We start from the raw sequence: 18245 nt of genomic DNA, 5'->3' as shown, positions 1-18245 counted from the left end.
TCATTTACTTAAATTTGTGCTCCAGGTCGGCCAGGAAGGTCTGCACCCGCTTGGCATTGGCGCCGAAATCACTCTTGCCCACCCGCGAGGCGGAGCGCATATCCACCCGGGTGTGGCCGCCCTGCGCCGTCAGCCGGATGGCCACATCGTCCTCGAAACCGAACCAGCGGCTGCGTGCCACGGCTTCGATCTGCATGTCGTTTTCTCCTTCGCCCTCGACCCGCCGCCAGCCCCGTTCCTGCACCAGGGCGAGCACCTGCCGCTTGACCTCCCGGGGTGGCGAGGGCAGAGTCAGGGCCTCCAGTGCCGGCCAGCGGGCCCGTTGTTTTTCCGCCGTTGCCGGCCCGGGGTAGGCCGGGTCATGGTGCCGGGGGCCGCGCAAACGCGCCGCCGCGTTCAGGACCGGGGGCGACACCAGATCCGTGCTGATGTCGTTGATCACCGGCAGCCTGAATCCCTGGATCAGGGGGGGCACCAGCACCAGCAACGGCAGGCAGGCGAGCAACAGGCTAACCCACTGGCGTTGCCACAGGGCCAGGGCCAGTACCGGCAACGCCAGCAGCAGGCCGGCGAGCAACAGCAGCAGGCCCAGGCTGTAGGGCCAGAGCTGCCAGCGGCTGCCCAGGGCCCCGAGCAGGGGCAGCAGACAGGCCAGCAAGGCCAGCCAGAGCAGGCGGGAGCCGATAACTGTTTCCATAATTTATCAATAAGTTAGCAGGCGATAACTCAACTATGATCAGGCGGGCTAAGGAAGTAAAGGAGCAATGGGGTATGTATCTGAAAATGTGGCTGCTGTTGTGCTTGTTGATACCCCAGGCTCAGGCCGCCCAGGCGGTGTTTGCCGGTGGCAGCTTCTGGGTGATGGAAGCGCTGTTTGCCGGGCGTCCCGGGGTATCGTCAACGGAAGCGGGCTGGATGAGCGGCGACAAATACCAGCGGCGGCAGGTGGTGCGGGTGAACTACGACGATGAGCAAATAAGCTATGGCGAGCTGCTGACCCTGTACTGGTCGGCGATAGATCCTTTCGACGCCCAGGGACAGTATTGCGATCGGGGCGACGTCTACAGCCCGGCCATCTATGTGCAAACCAAGTTGCAACAGAAGTGGGCTCAGCAAAGCAGGTCCCATCTGGCGCTAATTTCGGGGCGGCCGGTCGCGACCCGCATCCTGCCCAGGGGCAACTTTACCCTGGCCCTGCCGCGACAGCAGGCGTTTGCCCGGCATCATGGGCTCTTGTATGGCCTGTACCGGGACGGCTGTGGCTATCCGGATGGCGCCGGCCTTAGCCTCTCACCCGCTGCAGCCGGCCCTGGGCGAGTTGCTGGATAACGAAGTCGGCCACCTGCTGGGGCTGGTTTAAATCCAGTAGCGGGCAGGATATCGGTAGCCCGGGCTCATCGCTGGCCACCGCCACTATCCAGGCGTCCTGCAGGCAGAGCAGGGGCTTACCGTGGGCGGGCCTGTGAATTTCAATTTTGGGGATGGCGGCCTCACGGAAGCCTTCGACCAGCACCAGATCCAGCGCGTCCAGATCCAATCGAGAAAGGGATTCACTTAACTCTGGTTCCTGGGGGTGAAGATTTTCAAAGGTGAGAATGCTACGATTGGGTCCTGCCAGCAGACATTGTGTTGCGCCGGCATGGCGCAGCTCGTAACTGTCCTTTCCGGGACTGTCTTGTTCGACATCGTGATGGGTATGCTTGATCACGCCGACGGCCAGTCCGTGGCGGCGCAACAGGGGCAACAGCCGGCGCAGCAGGCTGGTTTTGCCACTGCCGCTGAAGCCGGCAAAGCCCAGCAGGGAACAGCGAGTAGGGGATGGCGACATAAGGCGACTCGAGTAGGGAACAAGGCGGATTGAAGATTCCCATAATGAGGGCTTTTCGACAAGGGTGCGCCTGTTAAAGTAGTGCATCCATGGCCTGCTTCTCGTCAGGCATATAATAAGAGTACTCATAGCGGTGCGAAACAATATCCAGGGGACGATGGCGGTATGAGCATACGTTTATGGGGAGCGATGGCGTTGATGCTGCTGAGCCTGGGGAGCCATGCCCAGGAGGTCGAGTATCAATTGCAGGGGTTGGAGGGCGAGCTCGAAGACAATGCCGAGGCCTACCTCAAGCAGCTGCCCCCGCTCAAGCCCGAGCAGATAGAGCGCTTTGGTGACGACATTGACATGGCGGTTCGCAACAGCCTGCAGGCACTGGGTTACTACAACCCCGAGATCGACATCAGCCCTGCCGAAGACAGGCCCGAGCTGCTGGTGATCCGGGTAGCCCCCGGCGAACCGGTGCGCATCCGCGACCTGGATATACGGCTGGACGGTGATGCGGCGGCGGATCCGGCATTCGCCGAGCGGCTCGGCAAGCTGGCCCTCAAACAGGGCGATGTGCTGCACCACGAAGTCTATGAGAAGGCCAAGGCCGGCCTGTTGAGCCTGGCCCTGACCCGGGGCTATTTCGATGCCGGCTATCAAAAAAGCCAGGTCCGGGTGTATCCCTGGGAGCATGCCGCCGATGTGGAACTGGCCTTCGACTCGGGTCTCAGATACAAGTTTGGCGAGCTCAGGATAGACACGGATCGCCCGGTGGAGCGACTGCTCAAGCCGCTGGTGGATATCAAGCCGGGCGATCCCTATCAGGCATCGCGGCTGGCCGAGTTGAGCCGCTCCCTGTCGGCTACCCGCTATTTCCGCCAGGTAGAAGTGCTGCCGATGGTGAGCGAGGCCGACGAAAACCAGCGAGTGCCGTTGTCGGTGGTACTGCGCGCCAAGGCCGACAATGAAGTCGAGCTGGGGGTGGGGTTCTCGACCGATGAAGGCCCGCGCACCTCGGCCAGCTGGGAGAAACCCTGGATCAACAGCCTGGGCCACAGCGTCAACACTACCCTCAAGTTGTCGGCACCGAAACAGGATATTACCCTGGTCTACAAGATACCGCGCGGCCATCCGCTGAATAACTACTACACCCTGCAGGGGGGCTATCAGCGCCTGGACGAGGACGATACCGAGAGTGATCGGCTGGTGGCCTCGATCCACAGGTGGGACAAGAGTGTCACCGACTGGACTCGGGATACCTTTATCCGCAGCGAGTTTGAATCCTATACCCAGGGCGAGCAGAGGGACAGCAGCTTCCTGTTGATCCCTGGGGTGTCCTTCAACCGTACCCGGGTCAGAGGCGGGCTTGATCCCGTCTGGGGCGATACCCAGTTGGCAACTCTGGAGCTGTCCGAACCCTGGTGGGGCTCGGACACCCGCTTCGTGCGTCTCTGGGGACGCACCAAGTGGTTACGCTCCATCGATGAAAAACAAAGGGTCATCGCCCGGGCCGAGCAGGGGGCCGTGTGGGTGGATGCGGTGACCGATCTGCCGCCCTCCCTGCGGTTCTTCACCGGTGGCGATCTGACGGTGCGCGGCTTCAGTTATGAATCCATCACCCCCCTCGACGAGAACGGCGATCGCCTGGGCGCCAAATATGCCAGCGCCCTGAGCCTGGAGTATGACTACCGGGTGGCGCAGAAATGGCGCCTGGCCACCTTTGTCGATACCGGTACCGCCACCAATGACTACAGCGAAGCCTGGAAGGTGGGCACCGGGGTCGGGGTGCGCTGGCTGACACCGATCGGCTCGGTGCGCCTCGATCTGGCCTTCGGGGTATCCGAGCCGGATACCCCCTGGCGCATACACTTTACCCTGGGCCCCGAATTATGATCTGGTTTAAACGCGTTTCCCTGAGCCTGTTGGCGCTGGTCGTGCTGCTGTTGCTGCTGGTGGCCGGGCTGCTGTTTACCCATACCGGCAACCAGTGGTTGTGGCAGTTGACCCAACGCCAGTTGCCCGGCTTGAGCGGTGAGCTGGTGTCCGGGCAGCTGGGTTACGGCTGGCAATTCAGTCGGCTGGCCTATGAAAATGACTCCCTGGCGATGAAGGCAGAGGCGGTCACCGTCGACTGGGAATTGAAACAGGTGCTGGACGGTCGTTTCTGGCTGAAGCGACTGGATGCCGCCGACATAGAGGTGAGCATCAAGGCGCTACCCGCCGGTAAAGATGCGGATGAGCCCGGGGAGCCCCTCGGCGAGATAGCGCCGCCGCTGCTTGTCGAACTCGATGAAATTCGCGCCGACCGGGTCAAGATCAGCCTGCCGGGGCAGACCATCGCCTGGCAAAGCCTGCTGGTGTCGGCCCGCTGGGATGACACCGGCATGAGGGTCACAGGCCCGCAGATGAGCGGCCTGATGATCACCCTGATCGCCACCGATGTCGGCGGGGCCGGGCCGGCGGCGACTACGACCGCACCCGGGCAACCGCTGGTATTGCCGGAGATACGGCTGCCGTTCCCCCTGAAGGTGGAGCAGCTGCGGCTGCTGGACAGCCAGCTGGTGCAAGACGGCCAGGTTCAGGCCCTGTCACGGCTGGAAGTGAATGTGCAGGGGCAGCAAAGCGAGCTGAGCATAGGCCAGTTTGAGGTGGAGCACGAACTGGCCAGGTTCTCGCTGACCGGTGAGGCCACCCTGAGCGGTGATTATCCCCTGGCGCTGCAGCTGGATGCCGAGTTGCACGAGCCCCTGCTCGACGGCCAGCTGGCCGGTCAGCGGCTGGCCCTGACCCTCAGCCAGAGCCTGGCAAGGCTCAAGGCCAGGCTGACCCTGCGGGAAGGCATCGAAGCCGATGCCGAGCTGTCGGCTTCGCCGTTACAACCCGAACTGCCCTTTGATTTAACCCTGGACTTCGAACGGTTGGGCTGGCCCCTTAACCAGCCGGAGTGGCGGTTGGAGCAGGGCAAGCTGACCCTGAAGGGAGATCTGGACGGTTATCGGCTCGGCCTGCACAGCCGGGCCCAGGGGCCGGATCTGCCCGAATTTGCCGTTGCGCTCACCGGCCAGGGGGATTTCTCCCAACTGAGCCTGGCCCCCCTCAAGCTCACCCTGCCTGAGGGCGAGCTGGCCCTGGAAGGGCGACTGGGCTGGGCCCGGGGCATCGGCTGGGACGGGGTGGTCAACTTGAACGAGGTGGATCCCAGTGTCTTCGTGGCCGAACTACCCGGTCGTTTGAATGGCGCCATCAGCAGCCGGTTCAGCCTGGCGGAGGGGCATTGGCAATTGCGGGTCGAGCCCGATGTCAGCGGCCGGCTAAGGGACTACCCCCTGCGGTTGCAGGGCCGGATAGCGCTGGACGACAGCCTGCAGGGCGAAGTCGAGCGGCTGCAGCTTAACAATGGCGACAATGTGCTGAGGGTGAATGGTCGCATCGACAGCCAGTGGCGGCTGGATGGTGAGCTGAACGCCCCCGAGCTGGCGGTGTATGCGCCGGGTTTGTACGGTTCCCTGGCGGGCAAGATTGCGGTGCGCGGGGAGCGGGATGCGCCCAGGGTGTCGCTCGATATCAAGAGTCCCCAGGCCGGTTTCAACGGCAGCAGCGCCACGGACCTGGCCCTGAGTTCGGAGCTTTCCCTGGGCAAGCTTGTCGGCGGTAGCCTTAGCCTGAGGGTAGACCAGCTGCGCTCGGGGGAGCTCCGCTGGCAGGATCTGCGGCTGCAGGCCGATGGCGATCAGCGGGCGCACAGGCTCAGCCTGGAGATCCAGGGCAAGCCGTTGGCGGGTGAGCTGGCGCTGACCGGCAGCCTTGACGAGGCGGGCTGGCGGGGGAAACTCATCCAGGCCAGCCTGGATACGCCACTGGATCGCTGGCAGCTGGAACCGTCGGTGGAGCTCAGCTGGATACAGGCCAAGGCCCAACTGCGGGCGAGTGCTCATTGCTGGCGCTCGGGAGAGGCGTCCCTCTGTGTGGATGCGCTGCAGGCCAGTGCCGACCAGGGGCGGGGCGGGTTCAGCTTCAATCGGTTTGATATTGCCCGGCTCCAGGCGTTCTTTCCCGAGGATTTCTCCTGGCAGGCGGTACTCGAAGGCCGGGCCGAGTTTGCCTGGCAAGGCAAGCGTCCGCGGCTGAACGCGGATATCCGCGCCACCCCCGGCACCTTCATCAGCGGGGGAACCAGGGTGGCCTATCAGAGCCTGACCTTTAAGGCCAACACCGAAGACAACCGGCTGGCGTCGGAGCTTGACTTCCGCTCGGGCACCCTGGGCAACCTGAGGGTCAACGCCAATGTCAGCGAACTCAATGGCCGGCGGGGCCTGAGCGGCAACCTGGCCATCGATTCCCTCAGCCTGGGCTGGCTGGCGCCCCTGTTGCCGGAAGTACTGCGGCTGCAGGGTACCCTGGCCGGCCAGGGCCGGCTGGACGGCACCCTGAATAAGCCACTGCTATTCGGCACTATCAGCCTGACCGGCGGTGAGGTGGATACCCGTTCCGATATGGTCACGGTGCGCGACTTCAGCACCCGGATGGATATCCGCGGCAATAACGCCCTGGTTGAAGGCGCCATGCGGGTGGGCAACGGTCCCTTGCGCATCAATGGCGAGCTGGACTGGGCCAGCCTGCCGGTAACCGGCGAGATCCGTCTGCAGGGCAATGAGCTGGCTGTGGGGTATCCGGGGATGGGGCGGGTCAAGGTCAGCCCGGATATGCAGATTACCCTGGGGGAACAGGCCAAGATCCGTGGGGAAATTCTGATCCCCTGGGCCCGTATCGAGGTGAAGAGCCTGCCTCAGGGCGCCGTCGGCCTGTCCAAGGATGTGGTGGTGGTGCAACGGGACGGTGTGGTCCTGGAAACGGGCCCCCGTTTGCCGGTGGATATCCGGCTGCAGGTGCGCCTGGTAGAGGATGTCCGGCTTGAGGCCTATGGCCTGAAAACCCGGCTGGAAGGCCGGTTGCGGCTGGTTCAGCGCCCGGGTCAGTCGATGCGCGCCAATGGCGAAATCCGCCTGATCAACGGTAACTTCCGGGCCTATGGCCAGAACCTGCTGATCCGGGAAGGCAGCATACTGTTCAGCGGTCCCATCGGTCAGCCTGATCTGTCGGTTGAGGCGATCCGCAATCCATCGGCTATGTCCGACAGCAGCGTCGTCGCCGGGGTCCGGGTCTCGGGCAATGCGGCGCAACCCGAGCTTCAGGTGTTCACCGAGCCGGCCATGCCCCAGGTGGAGCAGCTGTCCTACCTGTTACGGGGACGTGGCCTGGGCAGCGGCGAAACGGACAGCAACTCCATAGTGCAATCCATGCTGATCGGCGCCGGGGTGAGCCAGGTGGGGGGCGTGGTCACCGGGGTGGCGGAAAGCCTGGGCCTGCAGGATGTGGTGCTCGATACCGAGGGCTCGGGGGACAGCACTGGAGTGAGCCTCAGCGCCTATGTGCTGCCCGGCCTGCAGATCGGTTACGGGGTCGGGGTCTTTTCCGCCATCGGCGAGGTCCGCCTGCGTTACGAACTCCTGCCCAGGTTGTACCTGCAGGCGGCCAGCGGTCTGAATCAGGCGATAGACTTGTTCTATAAATTTGAGTTTTAGGCGGGGAATAGGGAGATAATAAATAACTGGTTTGATGCCCAATGCCGTTCACTTAAGATGAAGAGGGGAGTCCTCCTCCACACGCCGACTCGCCGAAATCCCTTCCCTGGGGGCTCGGCGGCATCACTGACCGCCAGGGATGGCGGGAATGCCGGAACGGCAGGAGCATTTTCCGGCCATGACACCAACGGTCGGCTTGGTTGATGAGGGCTCCCCTTAACTGAACAGCATTAGGTTTGATGCCACATCATTTTATACAGAAGTCAGGAGCCGTAAGCAGACCCTCTGCGCCATGGATGGTTTACGGCGTATCTGTGTTCGGGCCTGACTCGTGTTGAGCAATGAAAAATGCTTGATGACCCATTGCCATCGGGCAAATTCTGCCGGGTAGAGGCCCTTGAACCCATGCATTTTGCGGCCGGCTTGGGTAAAGTGTGGGCCATCGATAACGGCCCGATCCGAGAGTTCCCTTTAAAGAATGAAAATCGAGCAGGTGGTACGGCAAGAAAAGCAAGCGAAGGTAATGCTGAGCTGTGCCGCGCTTTATTGCCTGTTGGGTATGCATCTCTATCTGCCTCACCTGTTCGGTATCGGCCTGCAGCTGCCCTTCAATATCATCGGCTGGTTTTTTATCGGCCTGATGACGGCGGTCGGGCTATGGCACTGGCAGCGCCGTCTGTTAACCAGCCGCTTCTGGTTGGGTACCCTGCTGGCGAGCGGCCTGCTGTGCCTGCCGTTTTTTTATCCCGAGCACAATACGGTGGCCGGCCATGCCCTGCCACGCATGCTGGGCCTGCTGGGGGGGCTGCTGTTCTACCTGGCCCTGCAGCAATGCCGCTTCAACGGCAAGGGTCGGCGATATCTGCTGTATTGCCTGCTGGCGGCGGTGAGCATCGAAATCATGCTGGGCCTGGCCCAATTCTTCCTGCTCGAGCCGGGCAACCGCTTTGGTTACAACACCGAGGTGCGCTCCCCCTATGGTATCTTTCAACACCGCAATGTGATGTCCAGCTTTATTGCCACCGGCATGGTGCTGGCGGTGTATCTCTGGCTGAACGAGATCAAGTCCCCCTGGCGTCTTTTTATCGTTAAATCCTGCTGGTTTGCCGCCGTGCTGGGCTCGGGCGCCATGCTGGTGGTGTTGCTGCAATCGCGGGCCGGCCAGCTCGGCTTGCTGGTGGGGTTGTTGCTGTTGCAACCCCTGATATGGCAAACCCTGATCAAGACCCGCTCCAAGCGTTTGCTGGCCTGTCTGGCGCTGATCCCGCTCGGGGTACTGGTGGGGGTCGGTGGCCTGGATGCGTTCGACATGAGCAAACGCAGCCTGGCCATCTATACCGAAGCCGATGGTCGCCTGGATATCTATCGGCACGGCTTGCGCATGTGGCTGGACAAGCCCTGGCTGGGCTACGGCTATGGCAGCTTCGAGTATGCCTTCTATCAGACCTATGCCGACTGGCGCGAGCTGACCCCGGGAGCGCCGGCGTTGTTTACCGAGATGGGCCATCCCCATAACGAGTTCTTGCTGTGGACCATAGAGGGCGGCGTGGTGCCCCTGGCCGGCCTGGTATTGCTGAGCCTGCTGGTATTGCGGTTGCTATACCGGGTGCCCTTCGCCCAGGCCCTGGCCTGGGTCGGGGTACTGAGCCCGGTGTTTATCCACAGTCAGACCGAGTTTCCCTTCTATCACTCCCTGCCGCACTGGTTTATGACCCTGCTGCTGGTCTATGTGATCGATGCGGAATATGGCCAGCGCTGCCTGTTGCCTATGCCGCCGCGCTGGAGTCGCTGGCCGGTGCGGGCCTGGTCGCTGGGGGTGATGCTGTTTATGGCCACGGGCCTGTATTCCAGCCAGCAGCTGACCCGCTACGCCCAGGATGAAAACCGTACTCCGGCCGAGCTGAAGGCGGTGCTCAACCCCTGGATATGGTATGACAGGAGCGCCTTTTATCGCCGACATCTGCAGTTGAAACAGGCCTTGCTGACGGCGGATGGCCCCCTGTTGCGGGACTATGCCCGCTGGGCCCGGCATTTTATCCTGCATACCCCGAGGGCAGGTATCTACTACAATGCCGCCCTGGCCCTGTGGGCGGCCGGTGAACAGGCAGAGGCCGAGCGTTTGCTGGCCGAGGGCCGGCGCCTGTACCCCAATGTGATGCTGTTGCGACCGGCCAGCATAGCGCGCAGCCGGTCGCGGCTGGCCCGGCTCGAACCCGGGCTGGCCCCGGCGGAGCTGAACAGCCTGATCCCGCTCTATGACAACCTCAGGCCCGCCATCGGCGGCGCCTATTGATGCTCCCGTGCCTTGCGATGCACAAGCCGGGCAAAGGGCCGTCAAGTGGAACTGAAATAGACCACTTGTCTAATCCGGGCGGCATTACAGCCCGATATCCTTCACGCTTTCCATGACCACGAAGGTGCTGGTCTGCAGCACGTGCGGCAGCGTGGATATTTTTTCTCCCAGCACCAGACGGTAGGAGACGATGTCCTTGGTGCGTACCTTCAGCAGGTAATCGAAACCGCCGGCGATCATGTGACACTGTTCGATTTCCCCGATCTTGAGGGCGGCGGTGTTAAAGGCGGTGAGGGCCTTGCTGCTGGTGTCGTTGAGGGTGACCTGGACAAAGGCGATGTGGCTGAGGCCGAGCTTGTTCTGATCGACCAGCACCGTATAGCCGGTGATATAGCCCTGTTCCTCGAGCCGGCGCATCCTCAGCTGGCATGGCGTCTTCGACAAGCCGACCCGGGAGGCCAGCTCGGTCACCGTCATCCGGGCATTCTCCTGGAGCTCCTTGATGATCTGCAGGTCTGCCCTGTCCAAATTTCCCGTTGTTTCCGCCATTTGTAGTGTTTATTCCCATTCTGCCGGTTAAATGTATTCCAATAGTCTACATAGGTTTCTTTAATGGTGAAATCGACCCTTCGATCTTCGGTGTGCCTGCTGGCCAGGGCGGCCGAGACCGGCCTTTGCCGTGTCGGGTGCTTGTTCCCGGGTACTGTTGTTCAGGCCGGGACGGCGGCGGGGGCCCATCCGGATGGGTGAATAGTCCATTTGGGATGTTTTTAGGTTTTTTATGGTGAAAAAGTAAAAATATCAATCAATAAAAAGTCAAAATATGATTCATGTTGCTTATATATGGGCAATCTGACTCATGGTTTGTGGATAGAATGGCGACCATAAGATTGTACCCATAACCACAGAGGAAGAAGGGCGGATGAACAATACAGTACTGTCGATGGCCGCTTGCCGGGATAATATTCGTAGTCACTATCTGGCAGATGAGGCAAGGGTTGTCAAAACACTGGTCGCCGATGCCCGGATCTCCTCCGACGACCGCACGCGCATCTCGGCGCGTGCCGCCGAACTGGTACGCGATGTGCGCGCCAATTCCACCCCGACCATGATGGAAAAATTCCTGGCCCAGTACGGCTTGACCACCAAGGAGGGCGTGGCCCTGATGTGCCTGGCCGAAGCCCTGCTGCGGGTGCCGGACAAGACCACCATAGATGCGCTGATCGAAGACAAGGTCTCTTCCGGGAAATGGGGCGAGCACCGGGGACAGTCCAGCTCCTCGCTGATCAACAGTTCCACCTGGGCACTGCTGATCACCGGCAAGCTGCTCTCGCCGGTCGACTCCCAGGGGCTGGCGAGCACCCTGCGCGCCATGGTCAAGCGACTGGGAGAGCCGGTGGTGCGGGCCGCCGTCGCCCAGGCTATGAAGGAAATGGGCCGCCAGTTCGTGCTGGGACGCGATATTAAGGAGGCGGTCAAGCGCGCGAAGAGCTACGAGTCTCGCGGCTACACCTACTCTTACGACATGCTGGGCGAGGCTGCCCGCACCGATGCGGATGCGCAACGCTATCATCGCGCCTATTCAAAGGCGATCGCGGCCCTGGCACCGAGCTGTGTGCACGCCGAGATCCGTAACAACCCCGGCATTTCGGTCAAGTTGTCGGCGCTGCATGCCCGTTACGAATTCGGCCAGCAAGATCGGGTGATGAGCGAGCTGGTGCCCCGCGCCCTGGAGTTGGCCAAGCAGGCCAAAGCCGCCAACATGGGTTTCAATATCGATGCGGAAGAAGCCGATCGCCTGGATCTGTCCCTGGACGTGATCGAAGCCGTGCTGTCCGATCCGGCCCTGGCGGGCTGGGACGGCTTCGGCGTCGTGGTGCAGGCATTCGGCAAGCGTGCCGCGCATGTGCTCGAGTGGTTGTATGCGCTGTCCAGCAAGCTGGATCGCCGCATCATGGTACGCCTGGTGAAAGGCGCTTACTGGGACGCGGAAATCAAGCGCGCCCAGGTGATGGGCCTGGAAGGCTTTCCGGTCTTCACCCGCAAGGTCAACAGCGATGTGTCCTACATGGCCTGTGCCAAGAAACTGCTGGGTATGACCGATCGTATCTATCCCCAGTTCGCCACCCACAACGCCCATTCGGTGTCGGCCATCCTGGAACTGGCCCAGGGGAAGGACTGCTTCGAATTTCAGCGCCTCCACGGCATGGGCGAGTCACTGCACGATGCGGTGCTCACCAAACAGGGGACCCGCTGCCGTATTTACGCACCGGTAGGGGCCCACCAGGATCTGCTGGCCTACCTGGTACGGCGCCTGCTCGAAAACGGCGCCAACAGCTCCTTCGTCAACCAGATCGTCGATACCCGCATCAAGCCGGAAGACATTGCCCGCGACCCCTTCAATACGGTCGAGGCGATGGGGGATGCCTTGTCCAGCATGGCGATCTCGCGTCCTGCCGACCTCTATGGCGCCAAGCGCCGGAACGCCAAGGGCTGGGATATCACCAACCCGGTGGAGGTGGCGGCCATTGAAGCGGAACGCGACCGCTTCAAAACCTGCCAGTGGACCGGCGGACCCGTGCTGGCCCGCGAGAGCAGCGGCGGCAAGGTGGAAGAAGTGCGCAACCCGGCGAAACCCTCGGATCTGGTCGGTTATGTTACCCAGGCTTCCAGCGAGGATATCGAAGCCGCCATCGACGCCGCCCAGTCGGGCTTCAAGATCTGGTCTGCGCTGTCGGTCGAGGAGCGGTGCGAGCGTATCCGTCGCGTGGCCGACCTGTTCGAAGAGCATGCCGGTGAGTTGTTTGCACTGGCCACCCGGGAGGCGGGCAAGAGCCTGCTGGATGGCGTCGCCGAGATCCGCGAAGCCGTCGACTTTGCCCGTTATTATCCGAACGAAGCCCTTCGTAACCGGGAGTTTGGTGCCGGTCGTGGTGTGATCGCCTGTATCTCGCCCTGGAACTTCCCGCTGGCCATCTTTGCCGGTCAGGTGCTGGCCGGGCTGGCGGCCGGTAATGCCGTGATCGCCAAGCCCGCCGGCCAGACCGCGCTGATCGCCACCCGCGCCGTCGAGCTGATGCACCAGGCCGGTATCCCCCGGGAGGCCATTCAGCTGCTGCCCGGCAGCGGCAGCACCGTCGGCGCGGCGCTGACCTCCGACCCGCGCATCAATGGTGTCTGCTTTACCGGATCCACCGCCACCGCCCAGCACATCAACAAGGTGATGGCTGAGTCCATGGCCCCGGATGCGCCGCTGGTCGCCGAGACCGGCGGTCTGAACGCCATGATCGTGGATTCAACCGCCCTGCCGGAACAGGTGGTGCGCGATGTGCTGGCTTCCTCTTTCCAGAGTGCCGGACAGCGCTGCTCCGCCCTGCGCATGCTTTATGTGCAGAAGGACATCGCCGATCACCTGCTGGAGATGCTGTTCGGTGCCATGGATGAGCTGCGCGTGGGTGATCCTTGGTTGCTGTCCACCGATGTGGGCCCGGTGATCGACCAGAATGCCAAGCGGGGCATCGAGGCTCATTGCGAGAAGTTTGCTGCCAGGGGTCGCGTACTCAAGCAGTTGCCGGTTCCCGCAGAAGGGCTCTTCGTGGCACCGACGGTGATCAAGCTCGAGGGCATCCATGAACTGGAAGAGGAGATCTTCGGACCGGTTCTGCACGTTGCCACCTTCGAGGCAAAAGACATCGATCAGGTAGTGGACCAGATCAATGCGCAGGGCTTCGGTCTGACCTTCGGCCTGCATACCCGGGTCGACAAGCGGGTGGAGCGTATCGTCAACCGGGTCAAGGTCGGCAATATCTATGTCAACCGCAACCAGATTGGCGCCATCGTCGGCTCTCAGCCTTTTGGTGGCGAAGGCCTCTCCGGCACTGGCCCCAAAGCCGGTGGCCCCCAGTATGTGCGTCGTTTTATGAAGTCCGCAACGGTGCAAGGGGGAGACAGCTCCGTAGCCGAAACGGTGACGGCGGAGCAGCTGCAGGCCGCGATCAAGGGTCTGAACGGCCAGAAATGGTCGGTGGCCCGGGATCGTGCGCAGCGCCTGCAGCCGACGTTTGGCGCTGTACCTGCCGCCCTTGATGCCACGCCGGAAGAAATGCCGGGACCGACCGGGGAGCTCAACCGGTTGTTATGCCGTCCCCGTGGCGTCGTGCTCTGTCTGGGGCCGGATCTGGCATCGGCCATGAAACAGGCGGGCATCGCGCTGTCCCAGGGTAACGGGGTGGTCGTGGTAGCGCCGGGCGCCAAGGCGGCTCTGGCCGCGGCACAAGCCGCAGGCATTCCCGTGCAGGGGCTGGATGGCCTGTTGCAGCCCGTCGCCCTGGAAAGCGTGGGCGGATTTGAGGCGGTGGCCTGCGTGGCGGGCGAGTCGACGCTACGTAAATATCGCGTTGCCCTGTCGCGCCGCGACGGCGCCCTGCTGCCGCTGCTCACCGAGCAGGATGCGGAGCGCTTCGTGATCGAGCGTCATCTCTGTATCGATACCACGGCCGCCGGTGGCAATGCGAGCCTGATCGCCGCCTCGGAGTAAGCGCAGTAAAAACGACAACGGCCGGGTCCTGGCAACGGGACCCGGCCGTTATTTTTTATCGCGTCCGGGTCCGGCTCATATTTATACCAATTTGAATAAAGATCTGATTATATTTAAGCCTGAGTTTCAGAGGCAACACAGTCACCTCCCACGACACGCCATAAACTCATCCCTGAGGGCTCGGGAAATGCCGTCCATGGCATTTCACGGTCGTGGGAGGCGATCTCTGCTGCCTCTTCTCATACATCGAGTTGCCTGTAAACAGCGCCACCAGGCAACTCGATGGCATAAGGAGGACGAAGGGGGCTACTCCACCGACCATCACATGACAGGGATGTCAGGTGCTGAGCGTCACAGGGAGTGTGCTTGAAGCGTGTCGGAGGAGGAGCACCCTTTGCCCGACCTTTACAGAGTAACAACATAGAGCAGTTATTAATCTGTTTGGTATTGTTCGCCTGCCGATTGGCGCCGAATAAACAAAGGACTCCCCCGGCTTGGCTGGGGGAGTCCTTAATCGATCACCTGGTGAACCCGATGGCGCTTATTGCACCCGATGCGTGGCCGCCGAGTTGGCCGCCAGCAGGCGATGTAGCTGCTGTTCGTTGTCCAGCCGTTCGACCAGCACCATATCCCGTTGCCAGTCGACCCGGGTGCCGGTGGCGCTGTACAGGGTGTCGTTGATCTGCGCCTCGGTCAGCGGGCGGCCGGCGGGTTGGATATTTTCCGCGCGGCGGCCGCCGGGCAGGTAGATGGCGCCGGTGGAAAAGTCCACGGCGAAGGCGATAACACCCGGCACAATAAAAAACAGCAGGCCAACCCCGTTGGCGATGGCCACCACGGGGTCGATGCGGCCACTGATCTGGCCCTTGCGCTCGGGATAGAAGACGGTACCGCAGGCGGCCAGCTGGCTGCCGATAATGCCGGCCAGGGCGAGGGCCAGGGTTTTTTGTCTGAAGTTAGCCATGGTTCCATTCGTTCCTTTTATAAGCGGGGCGATCAGTGTATCCGATTATGGCGTTGTTTGACGCTGATCAAGGCCATCAGGCCGAGGCGCGGGAACGGGCTCGGACAAATGCTGACTCGCCGAAAATCGCGTGCACAAAAAAGCCCGAAGTTTCCTTCGGGCTTTTTTGTTTTTTTGGTCGGCGTGAGAGGATTTGAACCTCCGACCCCTGACACCCCATGACAGTGCGCTACCAAGCTGCGCTACACGCCGTCAACCAATATTGTCGCACTTTCCGTGGTCGGTGCGACGGGGTGGGATTCTAGGGAAGGGGCCGGATGCTGTCAACCGCTGTCTCGGCCACTGGGGTTTGTTTGCCTGCTATTTGCCCAGTTAGCGGCTGAACAGCATCCGCTGGCCGAAGGCCTGCTCGGCGACGGCCCCGTTCTGGTAGGCAATACGGCCGTTGACCAGGGTGATGTCGACCCGGCTCTTGAGGCTAGTTCAGGTGAGTGGCGACCAGCTGCAATGGTAGAGGAGATTGTCCTTGATCTGATAGCGCTCGGCCACCGCGTGGGAGGTTTGCGCACTATGGTCTCCAGGCTGAAGATGCCCTTGTGGTAAAACTCCATCAGCATCGGCAGGGCATGCTGGTACAGGGGCAGGCCCGAGGGCGTGCCGAAATAGAGGTTTTGCTTGTCGGCCCAGGTATGGGGGCGTGCTCGGTGGCGATGTTGCCCTTGTCGGGCATGCCCGGCTCGCGGAAGTGTATTTGATCGTCTATCATGCCCGGCAGCAGGTGCTTGCCTTCCGTATCCAGCACCCGGGTCTGGCCGTCGGCGTCGATGTTATGGCCTATCTGCTCGATGCGCTCACCGCCGAGCAGCACATCCTGAACCTGATTTGACCTTCATTGACCAGGGTTGCTTTTTTAATCAATAGTTTATTCATGGTAGCTTCATTCCTTTGGCGGCTAACCCAGTTATAATAGCGAATCCTGGTATGGCCAGAGAGGCACACCGATGGCCGCCGGCGATTTATCTTTCAAGGAGACGGTGATGGCAGAAGAAACGATATTCAGCAAAATAATTCGCAAGGAGATCCCCGCCGAGATCCTCTATCAGGATGAACTGGTGACCGCATTCCGGGATCTCTTTCCCAAGGCGCCGACTCATATCCTGATCGTACCCAATGTGCTGATCCCGACGGTGAACGAGGTGGAAGCCGAGCATGAGCAGGCCCTGGGCCGGCTGTTTACCGTGGCCCGCAAGCTGGCCGAGCAGGCCGGTATCAGCGAGGACGGCTATCGCTTGATCGTCAACTGTAATCGTCATGGCGGCCAGGAAGTGTTTCATATCCATATGCATCTGTTGGGCGGTCGATCCCTGGGACCCATGCTTGCGCGCTAAGGTGACACAATGAAATTACTACACGTTTTTCCCCTGCTGCTGGCCGCGGTATTGACGGCCTGTACCTTGCCCGATCCTTATTCGCGGCAGCCGGCACCGGTCACGCCGGTCACGCCGGTGACCCCGGCGCCACCACCACCGCCGCCGACCGTGGATGTGCCGCCGCCCGCCAGGCCGCCGCTGATGATCCCCGGCGAACCGGTTTCCCCGGTGACGATGCCGGACGCTCCGGCCATGCCGGCGCCCCCTACCAGCAGTCAGGCCCTGGCCCGGCTGGCGGACAACCTGGCCAACCGGCTCAAGTCCAGTCAGGAAATCAACGAAGTACAGGGCGCCGTGCTGCTCGACGATATCCGCAATCAGGTGGGTAGCCCGATGGACACCCGTGCCCTGACCCAACGGCTGCAGGCCAACCTGAGCAGCCGGCTGACCTTCGTGGACGGTGACAAAGTCAGCAACCTGCGTCAGCAACTGGCCTATCAGAGCGGGCGGGCCGATATGGCCGCGCTGGTGAGCCTGGGCAAGCAGAGCGGTGCCGGTTACCTGTTGTCGGGCAGCCTGAACCGTGCCGGTGCCGGTTTCAGCCTGAGTGGTCAGCTGATGGATCTCCGCAGCGGCGAAGTGCTCTGGTCTGACAAGGTCAGTGGACAGTAGCCGGCTGCTGGCCCTGCTACCGGCGGCATTCGATGGCGAACTGACCCCCCTGGCCGGTGGCCTGACCAACCGCAGCTGGCGGCTGGATACCCTCAACGGCAGTTACTGGCTCAGGCTGGGATGTACCCGGCCCGAGTGGCTGGGTATCGACCGGCAGCGGGAGCTCTGCGCCCACCGGGCGGCCGCAGACGAGGGGCTGGCGCCGGTTGTCCGTTTTGCCGAGCCGGCGCTGGGGATACTGGTGCTGGACTGGCTGGATGAGTCGCCCTGGCCGCAACTGGACGCGGTTGCCGTTGCCACCCTGGCGGTGGCCCTGAACAAGCTGCATGGGTTATCCCCGCCGCTGCCGCAGCTCGATCTGCGGGTGCAGCTGGCTGGCTACCTGAGCCGGTTGCGGCAGCTACCCGCGGAGATAGCGGCCGTACTGCCGCTGTTCGAGCGACCGGCCCTCAACCGGCCCTTTACCCCGGTGTTTTGTCATAATGACCTGAATGGCACCAATTTGTTGGGCCCCAGACCCTGGCTGATCGACTGGGAATACGCGGCGATGGGGGATGCCGCCTTTGAACTGGCGGTCGTCTGGGACAGCTTCGGGCTTGACGAACAGAGGGGACCTGGGCTGGTGGAGCGGTATGCCCGGGCGGGGGGAGATGTCAGCCTGGCCAGGGTCCGGGCCCGGCTGCCCTGGGTTCAGCTGATCACCGCCCTGTGGGCGGCGTTGCGGTGGCAGCAGAGCGCCGACACCCGCTACCTGGATTATCAGCGGCAGGCGACCGCCAGGCTGCTTGGCTCTTTAACGCATATTGAGAGGTAGACGAATATATTGGCCCTGAAGACACATTGCAGTGGACGGGATTGATTGGTTTTCAAGCTGACCTTCTGCGCCATGGATGGCGTAGCAGAGCCCCCAGGGATGGGTTTACGGCGTGTCGGTGGGAAGCCAATTAATCCCGTTTTTACGCAGAATTGAGGCAATAGGGGCCAATATGCCACTTTTTACTACCATGGCAA

General features: G+C 62.0%; 13 protein-coding genes and 1 tRNA gene. 8 read left to right on the top strand and 6 right to left on the bottom strand.

Annotated elements, in window-relative coordinates; genetic code table 11:
- Positions 1-4: 4 nt before the first annotated feature.
- Entirely contained in the window at positions 5-697 is a 693-nt protein-coding gene (locus ABD806_RS04990; protein WP_344955322.1) for a DUF1499 domain-containing protein, read from the bottom strand.
- Positions 698-771: 74 nt separating this feature from the next.
- Between ABD806_RS04990 and ABD806_RS04985 the strand changes: the two genes are divergently transcribed.
- The gene (locus ABD806_RS04985; protein WP_344955320.1) at positions 772-1329 is read left to right on the top strand and encodes a peptide-methionine (S)-S-oxide reductase; all 558 of its coding nucleotides are present in this window, start codon (positions 772-774) and stop codon (positions 1327-1329) included.
- Here the strand turns inward: ABD806_RS04985 and mobB are convergent.
- Positions 1283-1828, bottom strand: coding sequence for a molybdopterin-guanine dinucleotide biosynthesis protein B (mobB, locus tag ABD806_RS04980; protein WP_344955318.1), 546 nt, complete (start codon positions 1826-1828; stop codon positions 1283-1285). The genes ABD806_RS04985 and mobB overlap by 47 nt on opposite strands.
- A gap of 165 nt (positions 1829-1993) precedes the next feature.
- Here mobB and tamA point away from each other — a divergent pair, with 165 nt between their 5' ends.
- The 3 genes from tamA (at position 1994) to ABD806_RS04965 (ending at position 9691) form a co-directional block, all read left to right on the top strand.
- Complete coding sequence (gene tamA, locus ABD806_RS04975; RefSeq protein WP_344955316.1) at positions 1994-3709, top strand: autotransporter assembly complex protein TamA; 1716 nt, start codon at positions 1994-1996, stop codon at positions 3707-3709.
- Positions 3706-7398: an autotransporter assembly complex protein TamB gene (gene tamB / locus ABD806_RS04970; RefSeq protein ID WP_344955314.1), complete on the top strand. Its 3693-nt coding sequence runs from the start codon at positions 3706-3708 to the stop codon at positions 7396-7398. Before tamA ends, tamB begins: the two co-directional genes overlap by 4 nt.
- A gap of 478 nt (positions 7399-7876) precedes the next feature.
- The gene (locus ABD806_RS04965; RefSeq protein ID WP_344955312.1) at positions 7877-9691 is read left to right on the top strand and encodes a PglL family O-oligosaccharyltransferase; all 1815 of its coding nucleotides are present in this window, start codon (positions 7877-7879) and stop codon (positions 9689-9691) included.
- Positions 9692-9775: 84 nt separating this feature from the next.
- On the opposite strand, the gene ABD806_RS04960 is transcribed toward ABD806_RS04965, so the two are convergent.
- Positions 9776-10219 carry an Lrp/AsnC family transcriptional regulator gene (locus ABD806_RS04960; protein WP_344955310.1) on the bottom strand — a complete coding sequence of 148 codons (444 nt, stop codon included), beginning with the start codon at positions 10217-10219 and terminating at the stop codon, positions 9776-9778.
- 394 nt (positions 10220-10613) lie between these two features.
- On the opposite strand from ABD806_RS04960, the gene putA reads away from it, so the two are divergent.
- A complete protein-coding gene (gene putA, locus ABD806_RS04955; protein WP_344955308.1) occupies positions 10614-14228 on the top strand; it encodes a bifunctional proline dehydrogenase/L-glutamate gamma-semialdehyde dehydrogenase PutA in 3615 nt (1204 codons plus the stop codon).
- Between the two features lie 541 nt (positions 14229-14769).
- Here putA and ABD806_RS04950 read toward each other — a convergent pair.
- From ABD806_RS04950 to ABD806_RS04940, 3 genes are all read right to left on the bottom strand, one after another.
- The gene (locus ABD806_RS04950) at positions 14770-15192 is read right to left on the bottom strand and encodes a hypothetical protein (protein WP_344955306.1); all 423 of its coding nucleotides are present in this window, start codon (positions 15190-15192) and stop codon (positions 14770-14772) included.
- Between the two features lie 175 nt (positions 15193-15367).
- A tRNA-Pro gene (locus ABD806_RS04945) sits at positions 15368-15444 on the bottom strand.
- A 358-nt stretch (positions 15445-15802) separates the two neighbouring features.
- Positions 15803-16060, bottom strand: a complete 258-nt coding sequence (locus tag ABD806_RS04940) for a hypothetical protein (RefSeq protein ID WP_344955304.1) — start codon at positions 16058-16060, stop codon at positions 15803-15805.
- Positions 16061-16229: 169 nt separating this feature from the next.
- On the opposite strand from ABD806_RS04940, the gene hinT reads away from it, so the two are divergent.
- From hinT to ABD806_RS04925, 3 genes are read left to right on the top strand one after another with little or no spacing between them, the layout of a single operon-like run.
- On the top strand, positions 16230-16580 hold the full coding sequence (hinT, locus tag ABD806_RS04935; RefSeq protein ID WP_344955302.1) for a purine nucleoside phosphoramidase: 351 nt from the start codon (positions 16230-16232) through the stop codon (positions 16578-16580).
- 9 nt (positions 16581-16589) lie between these two features.
- Positions 16590-17234, top strand: coding sequence for a penicillin-binding protein activator LpoB (locus tag ABD806_RS04930; protein WP_344955300.1), 645 nt, complete (start codon positions 16590-16592; stop codon positions 17232-17234).
- Positions 17224-18048 carry a choline kinase family protein gene (locus ABD806_RS04925; protein WP_344955298.1) on the top strand — a complete coding sequence of 275 codons (825 nt, stop codon included), beginning with the start codon at positions 17224-17226 and terminating at the stop codon, positions 18046-18048. Before ABD806_RS04930 ends, ABD806_RS04925 begins: the two co-directional genes overlap by 11 nt.
- Positions 18049-18245 lie beyond the last annotated feature (197 nt).

The organism is Zobellella aerophila (genome assembly GCF_039539325.1).
GTDB classification, from domain to species: Bacteria; Pseudomonadota; Gammaproteobacteria; order Enterobacterales; family Aeromonadaceae; genus Oceanimonas; species Oceanimonas aerophila.
This window is presented reverse-complemented; position numbering and strand designations above follow the sequence as displayed.

What these genes read in the sequence shown, in the direction of transcription:
- ABD806_RS04985 (WP_344955320.1), top strand. Translation starts at nt 772, where the DNA reads ATGTATCTGAAAATGTGGCTGCTGTTGTGCTTGTTGATACCCCAGGCT.
- ABD806_RS04990 (WP_344955322.1), bottom strand. Translation starts at nt 697, where the DNA reads ATGGAAACAGTTATCGGCTCCCGCCTGCTCTGGCTGGCCTTGCTGGCC.
- ABD806_RS04930 (WP_344955300.1), top strand. Translation starts at nt 16,590, where the DNA reads ATGAAATTACTACACGTTTTTCCCCTGCTGCTGGCCGCGGTATTGACG.
- ABD806_RS04965 (WP_344955312.1), top strand. Translation starts at nt 7,877, where the DNA reads ATGAAAATCGAGCAGGTGGTACGGCAAGAAAAGCAAGCGAAGGTAATG.
- mobB (WP_344955318.1), bottom strand. Translation starts at nt 1,828, where the DNA reads ATGTCGCCATCCCCTACTCGCTGTTCCCTGCTGGGCTTTGCCGGCTTC.
- tamB (WP_344955314.1), top strand. Translation starts at nt 3,706, where the DNA reads ATGATCTGGTTTAAACGCGTTTCCCTGAGCCTGTTGGCGCTGGTCGTG.
- hinT (WP_344955302.1), top strand. Translation starts at nt 16,230, where the DNA reads ATGGCAGAAGAAACGATATTCAGCAAAATAATTCGCAAGGAGATCCCC.
- ABD806_RS04950 (WP_344955306.1), bottom strand. Translation starts at nt 15,192, where the DNA reads ATGGCTAACTTCAGACAAAAAACCCTGGCCCTCGCCCTGGCCGGCATT.
- putA (WP_344955308.1), top strand. Translation starts at nt 10,614, where the DNA reads ATGAACAATACAGTACTGTCGATGGCCGCTTGCCGGGATAATATTCGT.
- tamA (WP_344955316.1), top strand. Translation starts at nt 1,994, where the DNA reads ATGAGCATACGTTTATGGGGAGCGATGGCGTTGATGCTGCTGAGCCTG.